We start from the raw sequence: 13534 nt of genomic DNA, 5'->3' as shown, positions 1-13534 counted from the left end.
ATATAATCAAAAAAAGGAGGGGGAACGCTATGAACTCATTACGAGGAAAAACAGCCATCGTCACAGGGGCAAGCCGGTCAAATGGAATCGGGACAGCCATCTGCCTCGCGCTGGCTGAAGCGGGGGCGGATATCTTCTTCACCCATTGGATACCGTTTGATGAAACGGCGGGCAACGGACTGGAGAGGGAATGGCCTCAGTAATTAAAGGAAAAGTTATTGCAGAGGGGGGTACGTGCCTCCCATATGGAGGCGGACCTTGAAAATGATTTGACGCCGGGCAGAATCATCGGTGCCGTCCGTGAATCTCTCGGCACCCCCCATATCCTGATTAACAACGCCACATACTGTGCACCTTCAAGCTTCCGTACCTTGGACACAGACATATTGGATAAGCGTTACAACGTGAACAACCGGGGAACCCTCATGCTGTCGATGGAGTTTGCAAAAGCATTTGAACAAGAATATCCCGATGGCGGAGAGGGCAGGATCATTTATCTTGTTTCAGGAGGACCTGACCCTGATAATCTAGCCTACATTGCCACAAAAGGAGCACTGAAGGCCATCACCGCGCCGCTTGCGACAGGCTTGGCACCCCTTGGAATTACAGTCAATTCGGTTGATCCGGGGCCGACTGATTCCGGATGGATCGATGAAGCCCTGGCGGAAGCATTTCTTCCGATGTTCCCACAGGGACGAATCGGGCTTCCGGAAGATGCAGCCAAATTGATCCGATTTCTGGCAAGCGCTGAATCACAATGGGTGACAGGACAGGTCATCGAATCGAACGGAGGATTTTTAGGGAAATAATAAAGGCAGCCTGCTGAGTATTTATTCAGCAGGCTTTTTTTAGTGGGAATGTCGAATATAGCCCGGGAAATATGTTGAGGAAAAGGGAGTTTTGTCGGTTGACGGATATGTTGGGTTTGCAGGGTGATATGATGGCGTTTTTGTATAGAATCATTCTTAAAAAATCATATAATTACAAAATGAATCATATTTCCCAGGAATGGATCATAAATCTCCAAAAAGGAGCGTATTTTTTGTCGAATGGATCATAAACCCTTCAAGCACAAAGAAAGGGACAAAAATTCAAATGATTTTCATCCCGGAATCGTGAAAATCCTACCTAGTCGATATTGCATATATCAATAGGACAGTTCTCACATCCGATTTCCTCCCGCAGGTACCCAAGATCAAGGAGGATTATCCTGCCATCAGGAGTGTAATCAATCATACCCTTTTTCTTAAGGTCACTCAGCATCCGGTTGACGCTTTCCCTTGTGGCAGCGCAAAATTTAGCGAGCTCCTGGTTGGTGAGATGGATATCGAGGAGGATGCCGTCATCCATTTTTACTCCGTATGAATTCGAAATGCGGATGAGAGTGGAATAGAGGGCTCCCTTTTTTCCGTGCATGATGAGATCCCTGATTTTTGACTGGTTTTTTCGCAGCTGGGTCGAAATCCATTTCATAAATTCAAAAGTCAGCGGGGCATCATTGATCAGTGCTTTTTCAAGCTGGTTCCTTTGGATAGTCAAGACTTCTCCAGCTTCGAGGGCATATGCACTCAGCATGTATGTGGCATTCTCCGAGAAGAGGGTCAGCTCCCCGATATAATCGTCCTTCTTGCATATACGCATATTCAATTCCTTGCCTTCAAGGCTCAGTTTGCTGATTTGAAAAACACCGGATCTGATCAGAAACAATTCGTCGGCCCTTTCCCCTTCCTGGAACAAAAAAGATCCTTTTTTTACTGTGCGGGGTGTTCCGATTGATATTAATAAGGAAGACAAATCTTCTGAAACAGTTGAAAGGTCACTTTTTCTTTTCATCCTATCCATCGAAACATCTTTCCCTCCTATATAAACTAAAGTTCATTAAAACATGCATTTCAAATAGTACTTATCGATTTAAAATTAACATGTCTGGCAGGAGTTTACAACAAGATTCTGGAAAAAAATAGCGTTGACACTAAGTTGTAACGAATCATAAAGAGGCGGTTTGAAAAAGTGTACGTACTCCTAAATTGGGCTGCCTGCATAAGGTAAATACAGATTGAAAAGGAGGGGTACACGATGCTGCCTTATCATTATCCTGTAAATCAGTTTAATGGCCGGAATGGAATGTTTCCAAACGGTCATCCGGACCTGTACAGTGGCATTCAGTATGACTGGCTGGTGCATGCACATTCTTATTATCCTTATCAAATGAAACCTTACCAACAGAGAACGTTTTACCAGAACGATCCGGTTTATTATGTTCCCCAGTATCAGCCTGTCCATTATCCGTACGGTTACGGATATGAGTACGGGGGCGGAAACCATGATGAGTTCCGCGCAAACTGGAAGCAATGGGAAGACCTCGGTGCACCGCCAAGGGGAATGAAAGGATCTCCTGCTGTTGCCTCCTGGCAGTCAAACAGACTCGATGCATTTGTCCGTGGGGAAAACGACCGGATGTGGCACAAATGGTGGAACGGCTCGCGCTGGAGCAACTGGGAAGATCTCGGTGCTCCAAGAAGGGGATTGAAAAGTTCCCCTGCGGCCGTATCATGGGGACCGAATCGGATCGATACCTTCGTAAGGGGGAACCGGGACACCTTATGGCATAAATGGTGGAACGGTTCGCGCTGGAGTGAATGGGAAGACCTTGGCGGACCCCCTCGTGGATTCAAAGGCGATCCGGCCGTTTCTTCATGGTCCGCAAACCGGCTTGATGTATTCGTCGAGGGAGACGACAACAACATGTGGCATAAATGGTGGGACGGCTCGCGCTGGAGCGGATGGCAAAATCTCGGTGCACCACGCGGCGGTCTCAGGGATTCACCTGGAGCGGTATCATGGGGGCCGAACCGCATCGATTGTTTTGTGAGAGGAAATAACGACCGGATGTGGCATAAATGGTGGGATGGCTCAAGATGGAGCAATTGGGAGGATCTCGGGTCGCCGCGCGGCGGTTTTGAGGGGGCCCCGGCAGCGTCATCCTGGGCATCGAACCGAATTGATACATTTGTCCGCGGAGACAACAATACGATGTGGCATAAATGGTGGAATGGTTCCAGATGGAGCAATTGGGAAGACCTCGGGGCACCGAGGGGAGGAGTGCGTTCCTCACCAGGGGCTGTCTCGTGGGGGCAAAGACGCATCGACACCTTCGCCAGGGGAAGAAACGAACATATGTGGCATAAATGGTATTCGTAATGATTCACTGAACGGCATTTAAGAAGGAACCACCCAACAACGGTTCCTTCTTTTAATGAGTGGAAAATGGACAGCCTTCAACGACTAACCATCACCCCATACACATATACATAGCAGAGATATCCACATCAGAGAAAGCGGGAGGCTTAGATATGAAAGGAGAAATCAAAGAAACAGCCGACAAGATGGCGGAAGAGATCCGTGAAAGACAAAATCCTGACGGAACCTGGTCATTCTGTTTTGAAAACAGCCCGATGACGGATGCCTATATGATCATCCTCATCAGATCATTATATTTTAAGGAAGACGCGCTGGTATCGCAGCTTGTAAAACGGCTCTTGAACAGGCAGACAAAAGAGGGAACATGGAAGTTATTCAAGGATGAAGCGGAAGGGAATTTATCGGCGACGATCGAGGCATATTTCGCTCTGCGGTACAGCGGGCTGCTTCATGAAAAAGATCCCCGTCTGGTAAAAGCGGAACGATTCATTAAACATATGGGCGGACTGGAAAAGGCTCATTCACTGACAAAGATGATGCTTGCCGTTCACGGACAATATGAATGGCGGCATATCATGCCTGTTCCGATTGAAGTGCTCCTCATTCCCCGGACGTTCCCGATCAGTTTCTGGGATTTCAGCTCTTATGCAAGGGCCCATATTGTTCCGTTTCTGCTGGTAAGGGATGCCCGCTATCATTTGCAGAGTGCCCGGACCCCGAATATCAGACATCTGTTCCTCCAAGGGCGATCGGACAGCTTGCATGATATTGATGAAGACCGTTTTTTCCTTTTTGAAAAACTGAAGGAGGGCATAAAGGGGCTTGCTGGTTTCCCTGAGTTACTCCGTTCAGAGGCAAGGCAATTTGCGAAGGATTATATGCTTAAACGAATCGAACGGGATGGGACGTACCTGAGTTATTTCAGCACGACCTTTTTTATGATATATGCTTTGAAATCGATTGGTTACCGCAGTGATTCGTCCATCATAAAAAATGCATTAGACGGATTGAAGCGGATGATCTGTCAGACCGATAACGGTCCCCATGTCCAAAATTCACCTTCCCTTATATGGGACACGGCTCTCATCAGCCATGCGCTTCAAGAATCCGGTCTTTCCTTTGAAAATGAGACAATCCGGAAATCCGTCGACTACCTGTTAAAGCATCAGCACTTTAAGTTCGGGGATTGGGCCATCGATCTACCGGACGTATCACCGGGAGGATGGGGATTTTCTGAGAGCAATTCGATTCATCCGGATGTAGATGATACGACTGCCGCCCTCCGCGCCATCACGTATTCAGCAGGAGCCAAACCGGAAATTCGGCACGCTTGGGAGAGGGGCGTCGACTGGGTTCTTGGAATGCAGAACCGAGACGGCGGATGGCCTGCTTTTGAGAAAAATAAGACCAAAGGGATTCTCGCTTCATTTCCGCTGGACGGGGCAGAGGCCGCGGCGATTGATCCATCTACGGCAGACCTGACAGGAAGGACCCTTGAATTCCTCGGGAGCAGAGCCGGATTGACAAAGGATCATCCCGATGTGAAAAGAGGGATCACATGGTTGACAATGACTCAGGAAGAAGACGGTTCCTGGGCAGGCAGGTGGGGAATTCATTTCATTTATGGAACATGGGCAGCTGTCACCGGCATGAGGGCCGCCGGGGTGCCTTCTTCGAACAAAAGGATCGGGAAGGCTGAAAAGTGGCTTGAAAATATCCAAAGAACCGACGGCGGGTGGGGAGAATCATGCTACAGCGATCAACGGGGGAAGTATGTCCCGCTCTCATTCAGTACCGTTTCTCAGACGGCCTGGGCACTCGATGCACTCATCAGTATATCGGATCAGCCTACCCCTGCCATTGAAAAGGGGATGGGGAGACTCTTGGAACTCCTCCACAGCGAGGAATCGTCCCCGGCACACACCTATCCGACAGGTGCGGTCCTAAAAGATGTATTCTACGCTCACTATCACAGTTACCAGTATATCTGGCCGCTTCTTACATTAAACCATTATCTTAAAAAGTATGGATGAAAAGAGTGCCGCTATCCTTCAGCAGTCAAAATGCTGCACTGTGCTAAACGCCCGTCCCTCATCTCAGCACCGCGCTAAAGAGTTAGAATATTCTTTACTTATCGGGCATATCATTTTAAACTGTGAGTGGGAAGTAATTTTTTCCAAATAAAAAAAGGAGGAGATCAAAGATGATGATTACTTTTAACGGAGCAGAGGATAACGGAAAAAAGCGTGAGGTTCGACACATTAAAACGTAGCTCAGGAGGACATTATGAAGACAACGTTGGAGAAAGTAAGAATCGTAGAATACCATGAAGGTCTTGCAAAGGGGATTGCAAAGATGTGGAACGAAAGCCGCGAAAACTGGGGCGGTGATTCCACGGTAACAACGGAGCAGGACGTGATCGAAAAGGAAGCTAACTCTTCCAATCTGCACTTATATCTGGCCATGGTGGGCGACGAGGTCGTCGGGTACTGCGGATTGTCTCAATACCGTGAAGACGAAGGGGCGATGTACATTCCGCTCTTGAATGTCCATCCTGATTATCATGGATTGAAGATCGGAAAGCAGCTCGTCCTGAAGGCCCTCGAAAAGACGATCGAATTGAAGTGGCCGCGGCTCGATTTATTTACGTGGCCCGGGAACACGAAGGCTGTCCCGCTATACAAGAAGTGCGGTTTCTTCTGGGAAGACCGTGATGACACAACCCACTTGATGAACTTCATTCCTTCAGTACTGCAGGTCGATTGGCTGAAGCCGTTCTTTGAAAAACATGACTGGTACTCTGCGAGTCAGCGCATCATCGAGGTGAAGCCTGACGGGATCAAGGATAAAGACCATACTTATTATGAGTACAAATGGGAAGCGGGAGATGAATTTGTCCGTGTCCAATTTGAACGGACAGGACGCGGAATCCGCCTGATTGAAACGCAGGAACTCCTGGTGGAAATGAAGCTTCCGGACTTCAAGCTTCTGGAGAAGGAAGAACATCTGGTTTCCTACCGTGTCGTCAATAAGACCACTACACCTGTTGATGTTTCCATATGGGGGATGTCCACAGAAATCGTGAATCATAGTTTCATAGGAAAAGAAACGGTGGAAGGCGAATGGACGGGAGAGTATCCGGCGGTCCTGACTCTGCCAGACCGGGAACCGAGTCCATGGAAAACACATCCCGTGGTCTCTGCAAATATCGAGGTTGACGGAAAATTATTCCCTTTGAAAATGGGGGTCTACCCGAAACAGGCAGGCAAACTTCATTTGCGCACGGTGAACAAACATTGGCGGCAGAACCAGAAAGCCGTCCTTCATCTGGATATTGAAAGTCAGCTTGAGGACGACGCGCACTGGACAGTCAAACTTCCGCACAGCCATGTTGTGAAATGGTCACAGGCGGAAATCAATGCTGAGATAAAAGGGAAAAGCAGGATTTCGGTGCCGCTTCATGCTGAACTGCTTAAGAACGGATTCTATTCGGAAGAAGTCAAAATCGAAGTCGTGAAAAAAGACGGGGAATCCTTTGAATTCAGTTCAAGGCTGGCTCTAGAATTCCCTGGTCTTGGAGCCCGGTTCGGCGGAGAATCCGAATATCACTGGAAGGCCTTTACCGGTCCTTACTTTGTCGAAATCGAAAAGAGGAATCATTTCGTCAAGATCGGGTCTGTCCTGTCAAAACAGAGTCCGACGATCCTGTTCACTCCAAGGCTCGGCAAACCGTTCAGCGAAGAATTTTCTAAAAAAGAAGCTTCTTCAGTTGAATACATTGAAACCCCTGAGGCATTCGTAGTAAAGACAACCCTGGAATCAGAGGCCTTTCCATCTGTTGTCCTGAATACGTATTTTAAGTTGTACGGATCCGGGATTGTGGATATCAAGCATGAAGTCGTGAACAAGTCGAAAGAAACGAAGGAACAGCTCTATCTCATTCAGCCGCTTCCGATTGAGTTCAAGGGTATGGCCATCCCTCAAAAGGAAGGTGTAGTAATCGGCGACGAAGTCATGATGCCCTTCATGGATTACATCCGTGACAAGGAAATCTCGGAACGCTGGTTGTTCACCTCTGGGGCGAATGGGGAAACGAAGGGCCTTGCGTGGCCGGAAGGGGCAATTGGCAGAAAGAATGACTGGCACTTTGCGATTGAGTATAAGGTAGATCCTGTCCAGTCCCAGGGGGAAGTATGTCTAGGGCCGATTCAAGTCGGGATCAATACAGCACCTTCGTGGAAAGAGTGGAGGTCACTCGTACTCGGTGATGATATGAAACGCCTTGAGGAATGTCCGCTTTATTCTCTTGAACCAAGTGATGGAAATCTCGTTTCGGCTGCGGGCGATCATGCAGGCTACTCATTCCGGTCCATGCTTACACCATATCTCGACGGGACATTGGAGCTTAAGAATGAAGACGAAAGCATGGATAAAACCGTAACGAAAAAGGATGAAACCACAGATGTGAATGTGGAGCTGCATCATAGAGAAGCGGGCCTCAAGCGTATCAAAGGCAAATTCCACTCTCAGGGCCAGAGGGCTTCATTTGAAACTATTTCTATGGTAACAGGAGAGAAGGAAATAATCGAAATAGTCGAGAAAGCTGACGGCTGGACGGTCGATAATGGAGTGCTTTCCTTCAAAGCGGCAGAAGGCTATTATCCTGGAATCTATTCATTGATGTATAAAAATAAAGAATTCCTTCATCATCAGTACCCTGCCCCAGGACCGAAAGCCTGGTGGAATCCTTGGGGAGGAGGAATTCGCTATACATTCATGAATGTAAGCCCGTATTCGATGCTGAAGGAACCGACAAGTGTGAATCCCGTCACGAAGCAGGATTCTAACGGAAATTCATGGAGAGGGCTTGCAGTTACCACTGTCTTAAAAGAGCATGAATCGATGAAGGGGATCACGCTCCGTCAATATGCCCTAACCCTTCCCGAAGTTCCGGTACTTGCCTTCTATTGTGAAATCGAGCAGGAATCCGGCCGTACCTTTACAGGGGAGTCAGTGGATCTGGAGGTGTTTTTCAAGCCGGGTGAAACATTGACCTCAAGTTTTGTGAAGCTGCCGTCCGACGGCAAATTCGATACGTATTATGCAGGTATCGAGGAATTTGTGATCGGGGACAGTCCATTCATTCAAGCCGGTTCCGATGAACGGAAAGAGCAGGCGATGCTCATCCATCCTGATTCGGCCAAAATGACCGAAGTGTATATCAATCAGGAAGTGCTGGTAGCGGCTTCTTCTGAGGAGTGGACAGCTGCTTCCGGTGAATCCGTAAAAGTCAAACCGACCATGATGGTTTTGGGTGAAGAAGATTTGTCCGGTGCATATAAACAACTGAGAAAAATATCGTTTAACTAACGGAGAATGCCCGACCCGGACATCCGGGGAGGGCATTCTTTTTAATCATGTTTAAGATAATGGACACGGACTGCATTCTGGCGGACTGTGGTAAATGGAGGATGTACGAAAATGTCATTTAGTCACTACGGCAAATTATGCACCGAAGTATATGATCTGACGAAAGAAGTCGGACAATCATTCGGCGGTGATATCGAGTTTTATCAGGGAAAATTGAAAGAATGCAAAGGCAGGATCCTCGAGGCGATGGCCGGCTCGGGAAGGGTCACCATCCCGCTTGTGGAAAACGGCATAGTGGTCGATGGAGTGGATGATTCTCCTGAGATGCTGGCATCATGCCGTCACCGTTTGGAAGAAAGGGGTCTCAAGGCGGAGCTTTACGAATCAAGCCTGCAGAATCTCGATCTCCCTCATCAGTACGAAGTCATCATCATTCCGGGAGGTTCCTTCTTACTGATTGATGACCGTAATGAATCGATGGAAGCGTTAAAGAAGCTGTATGCCCATTTAGAACCGGGTGGAAGACTCATCATGGATGTTTTCCTGCCTGATGCAACTTTTGATATCGGGAAGGTGCACACCTCTGTTTTCCCGCTTCCAGGCGGGGACACGATCACGATGGAAAGCAAGCTAGTCGAAGTGGATTTCTTCCATCAGCGTAAAGTGACTCACTTGAAATATGAAAAATGGAGAAACGGGAGCCTCGTCGAGACAGAACTCCAGCGCTTTGCCTTGCGATGGTATGGAGTAGAGGAACTCAGACTCGTCCTGAAGGAAATCGGGTTTTCTCACGTGGAAATATGCGCGGATTTCGAGGAAGGTGAGGAGCCGGCAAGCGGGAATCAGAAAATCATTTATATTGCAGAAAAATAAAGGGAAATAATATATCCGAAAAGAAAGCCTGCTCCCATATTCTTTGGAGCAGGCTTTCTTTCTGTCATTCAGCTTGTTCTCAACAGTGCGTTTTTGGCCTGTGATGTTTCTTTTTTCTTGATGAAATTGATACAAGTCGTGAATAGTCCGAGTACAATCAGTGTCAGCACAATGCCGAGCAGCCCTGTATTGTAAAGAAAGTTGAAAGCAAATGCCGCTGTGACAGCAAGCAAAAGGGATATTGCTGCTGAATACGTGCCGATGCTGTTGATGGAACTCTTCCATTCCAGTTTGCCGGCATTTTCAATGAGGCTTATTGAAACGATCGTCAGGATATTCACGATCATCCCGATCCACACGGGGTGGATGTTCTGATAAAAATCATTAATCGCCCATCCTCCAAGGTGATACCAGAGCAAACCCGATGAAGAACCTGTAAAAAGGGAAATGAGGGCAGCCCGTTTTGTGACGGCCGGCCAGAATAAAGCAGCTACAACCGGGGCGAAGGTTGCCGAGTTCCGTGTAACCCAGGCCAGAACATTCCACCAGGCGGACTGTTCAGAACGAATCAAAGCAAAGCTGATCATTAATACAGTCAATAACACAAGTGACCACTTCGTATAACGGACAAGCTGAAGTTCTGTCGCTTTCGGGTTAATGGCTTTCCCGGTATCTCTCCCAAGACTTGTGGCGCCAGAGAATTGACAAGGAGCCCCCCAGCTCAGGGCAGCAGCCCAGAATCCAAGAAAGAATAATCCGACAAGTGGAGCAGGCAGAGTCTCCATCAAATAAAGCGGGATCGCGACCAATCCCTGGGATTGACCCGGAACCACCTGCTGGGCAGCAAGACCGAATAACACAGCTCCAAGTATGAGCGGGATACCCAATACAGCGCCATATAATAATCCTTTCCGGCCCTCTTCAGGAGTTTTGCAGGATAATGCCATCTGAAAGGCTGCCTGAGCCAGGATCACATTGAATAAAAAGGTTCCGAACCACGCAAGTATCGTTTGTATTCCTGCCCCATCCCATGTAGCATACTGCGGTTTTTCATTAAATAATGAAGCGATTCCTTCCACGCCGGGGTTGATGAAGAATGCATATGTTCCTATTACCAGCATGATGAAAAAGACGACCACATTACTCAATTGTGTGAATCCGATTGACCACATCCCGCCAAACTGAAGATAAGCGAGGAGAAGGACGGCTGTCATCGTGACGGCCCAAATCAATGAGACGCCGGTGAATACTGACAATGCAGAGGCAAAAGCAAGTGCAGTGGCGACCGACCACATTGGGAATGTGAATGCCGTAATGGCACCTGCAATCCCTCTAACTTTTTCACCATAACGATCTCCCAGGAGGCCTGAAATCGTCACCAAGGCTTTTTTTCTAAATGGGGTAATCAAGACAAGAGCAATGATCAATACGTGAATGGTCTCCGCCACCCCGTACCAAATCGCTGAAATGCCGGTCAGATAGCTCAGTTCGAGTATCGCGATATAGGAAGACCCCGAAAATAATCCGGTAATGCATACTGCTACAAAAAAGGAATTGAATCCCCGGCCGCCAACAAAGAAACCATTGCCGTCGGCAGCCTTCTTTCTTGAGAACTGACTTACGAAAATAAGAAAAACGGTGTAAAAAAGTGCAAATCCGATAAACCAATAACCAACTTCCGTCATCTTTAGCATCCCCTTTAATATTTTATAACGATCTGTTTAGTCAGGAATTAAAGAGGAATCAAAAGAAAAACCTCTCCCAGAGGAAGAGGCATCATCTCTCCCTCATCTTCCAGACTGTGTGTCTGTTGGAATTAGCACCTTACTACTTTCAATTAAGAAAATAACAGGTTGCCGCAGGATCACAGGACCAATTTCCTCCCCTGGCTCTTGATAAGGATTGTTCGTTTTAAGTTATGTATTACTGTAACGCATTAATAGGATGCCGTCAATTGATTTTGAAAATTGAGAAAAAAGGACTAAATGATGTAATGTCCAAAATAATTCCGAGAAATCAGGTATTAGCAGAGCTCAAAATAAAAAATATAACTAAAGCACATTAGGGCAGACTTAATCACCGCTATTGATTTCCGTGCAAGACTTCGCTTTCCGCGGGTGACCCGTGAGACCCGTGAGCCTCCTCGGCTGCGCCTCCGGGGTCTCACGGGTCCAGCTGCAGGGCTTAGAGTCACCTTGTCATAAGCCAAATCGACCAAGAAGGCAAAGAACGCCTTCCAGGCCAATTCGTCTTATGCTACCCGCCCTTCCGCTTTTCTGATTGGCCACTTCTCCCGCAGGAGTCTTCGTCTTGCACTCCAATCAAACGCTGGAACTGAATGCATCATTATACAAAACTACAAAAAAACCCGAACTAAATTGCCGCTCTTAAGGCAATTTAGTTCGGGTTTTATATAGACTCAGTTTCTTCTCTTAACTTGCTTTCCTCTTAGAATAACCCTTCATCTGCAAAGGCAGATAGTCATTGAAATAATGATTCGTTTCCTTCACGATTACCTTATAAAGCAGCAGCAGGGCAATCAAATTCGGGATCATCATTAAAGCATTCGACATATCCGCAAACGCCCAAACTAGTTCAAGGTTCGCCACTGCACCCATACCTGTCGCAACGACATAGATCAAGCGGTAGGAAGCGATGTAGCGGTAGCCTGTGAGATATTCGAAGCATTTCTCCCCATACATATACCAGCCGACGATCGTGGAGAAGCCGAAGAAAATGACAGAGAATGAAACGATGTATTCTCCTGCAACCCCGATGGCATGTCCGAACGCGGCACTCGTCAACGCCCCGCCATCTAGTGAAGCGGAATGCTGGATGCCTGAAATGGCTCCGCCTGTCGGATCCCAGAAACCGGTGATGATCAATACAAGTCCTGTCATCGTACACACGATGATGGTAACAATGAAGGTACCCGTCATCGCAACCAAAGCCTGTTTTACTGGATGATCGGTCTTAGCATTCCCCGCGATGAGTGCAGCCGTACCGAGACCTGCTTCATTGGAAAAGATCCCGCGTGAAACACCGCTTCGGATCGCTTCACTTATGACGATCCCGGCGAATCCGCCTGCAGCCGAAACCGGATTGAATGCGTAATGGAAAATCAGTTTAAAAGCCGGAATGATCATGTCATAATTCAACCCGATGATCAAAAGTGAACCGCCAATATAAAGGAATGCCATGATCGGCACAAAGAATGAAGCAACTGTACTGATACGTTGAATACCGCCAAAAATGATCAAAGCAGTCAGCACGGCAAGAACGATCCCCGTGACCCAGTTATTGATGGAGAAACTAGTGGTCATGACGTCGGCAATTGTATTGGACTGAACACTGTTTCCGATACCGAGTGCAGCGAAAGCACCGAATAATGCGAAAGCGACGGCCAGCCATTTCCATTTGCTGCCGAGCCCTTTTTCAACGTAATACATCGGACCGCCCGAGTATTCACCGTTTTTATTCTTCACACGGTATTTCATTGCCAGCAGCGCCTCGGCATATTTCGTCGCCATGCCCAGTAGGCCGACGATCCACATCCAGAAGATCGCTCCCGGTCCGCCGATTGTCAGTGCGGTCGCAACACCGGCAATGTTCCCGTTACCGATTGTGGCTGATAGAGCAGTCATCAGCGTTTTAAAGTTGCTGATATCCCCTTCAGAATCAGAGGAATCCGTATTTGATTCCTTTGTGAACGCAAGCTTAAAAGCATAAAATAGTTTTTTGAATTGCAAACCTTTAAGCATAATGGTCAAAAATAAGCCTGTTCCAAACAACAGTACTAAACTTGGTGTACCCCATAGAAAAGCATTGATCTTGTTTAGCACATCTAACATAAAATCCCCCTCATGATGTAAGCGTTTTCTGGTTGAATCCTTTTCTATTATATATAGTAACACCCCCAGCCTGTCCAGTAATATGTGAAAGTTTGCCATAGAATGAGTTTTATGGACTATCATAAAAACGAGTGCTGGAAAGGGTTGAAGAGAAGAAAGAGACCTTTTATACAGAAGGATAAACGAGATTTTGCCCTCCTCGTCCTGACAAACTTCGACAATGATATGTTATACTAGCA

General features: G+C 47.4%; 7 protein-coding genes, 1 pseudogene and 1 riboswitch. Of the genes and pseudogenes, 5 read left to right on the top strand and 3 right to left on the bottom strand.

What is annotated here, in order from left to right; all coding sequences use genetic code 11:
- Positions 1–29: 29 nt before the first annotated feature.
- Positions 30–809, top strand: a pseudogene (locus tag AS034_RS00710) (SDR family oxidoreductase).
- A 319-nt stretch (positions 810–1128) separates the two neighbouring features.
- Here AS034_RS00710 and AS034_RS00705 read toward each other — a convergent pair.
- Positions 1129–1842, bottom strand: coding sequence for a Crp/Fnr family transcriptional regulator (locus AS034_RS00705; protein WP_058297085.1), 714 nt, complete (start codon positions 1840–1842; stop codon positions 1129–1131).
- A gap of 234 nt (positions 1843–2076) precedes the next feature.
- Here AS034_RS00705 and AS034_RS00700 point away from each other — a divergent pair, with 234 nt between their 5' ends.
- The 4 genes from AS034_RS00700 to AS034_RS00685 all read left to right on the top strand — a co-directional run bounded on the left by AS034_RS00700 (position 2077) and on the right by AS034_RS00685 (position 9444).
- On the top strand, positions 2077–3201 hold the full coding sequence (locus AS034_RS00700) for a PLL family lectin (RefSeq protein ID WP_058297084.1): 1125 nt from the start codon (positions 2077–2079) through the stop codon (positions 3199–3201).
- 152 nt (positions 3202–3353) lie between these two features.
- Positions 3354–5234 carry a squalene--hopene cyclase gene (shc, locus tag AS034_RS00695; RefSeq protein ID WP_058297083.1) on the top strand — a complete coding sequence of 627 codons (1881 nt, stop codon included), beginning with the start codon at positions 3354–3356 and terminating at the stop codon, positions 5232–5234.
- Positions 5235–5487: 253 nt separating this feature from the next.
- On the top strand, positions 5488–8571 hold the full coding sequence (locus AS034_RS00690; RefSeq protein ID WP_058297082.1) for a GNAT family N-acetyltransferase: 3084 nt from the start codon (positions 5488–5490) through the stop codon (positions 8569–8571).
- A gap of 111 nt (positions 8572–8682) precedes the next feature.
- A complete protein-coding gene (locus tag AS034_RS00685) occupies positions 8683–9444 on the top strand; it encodes a class I SAM-dependent methyltransferase (RefSeq protein ID WP_032086204.1) in 762 nt (253 codons plus the stop codon).
- A 68-nt stretch (positions 9445–9512) separates the two neighbouring features.
- Here AS034_RS00685 and AS034_RS00680 read toward each other — a convergent pair whose 3' ends face one another.
- On the bottom strand, positions 9513–11129 hold the full coding sequence (locus AS034_RS00680) for a sodium:solute symporter family protein (RefSeq protein WP_058297081.1): 1617 nt from the start codon (positions 11127–11129) through the stop codon (positions 9513–9515).
- A gap of 99 nt (positions 11130–11228) precedes the next feature.
- Positions 11229–11346, bottom strand: a riboswitch (SAM riboswitch).
- Between the two features lie 530 nt (positions 11347–11876).
- A complete protein-coding gene (locus tag AS034_RS00675; protein WP_058297080.1) occupies positions 11877–13295 on the bottom strand; it encodes an alanine/glycine:cation symporter family protein in 1419 nt (472 codons plus the stop codon).
- Between the last annotated feature and the right edge of the window lie 239 nt (positions 13296–13534).

Origin of the sequence: [Bacillus] enclensis (genome assembly GCF_001456935.1) — a bacterium.
Taxonomy (GTDB): Bacteria; Bacillota; Bacilli; order Bacillales; family Bacillaceae_B; genus Rossellomorea; species Rossellomorea enclensis.
This window is presented reverse-complemented; position numbering and strand designations above follow the sequence as displayed.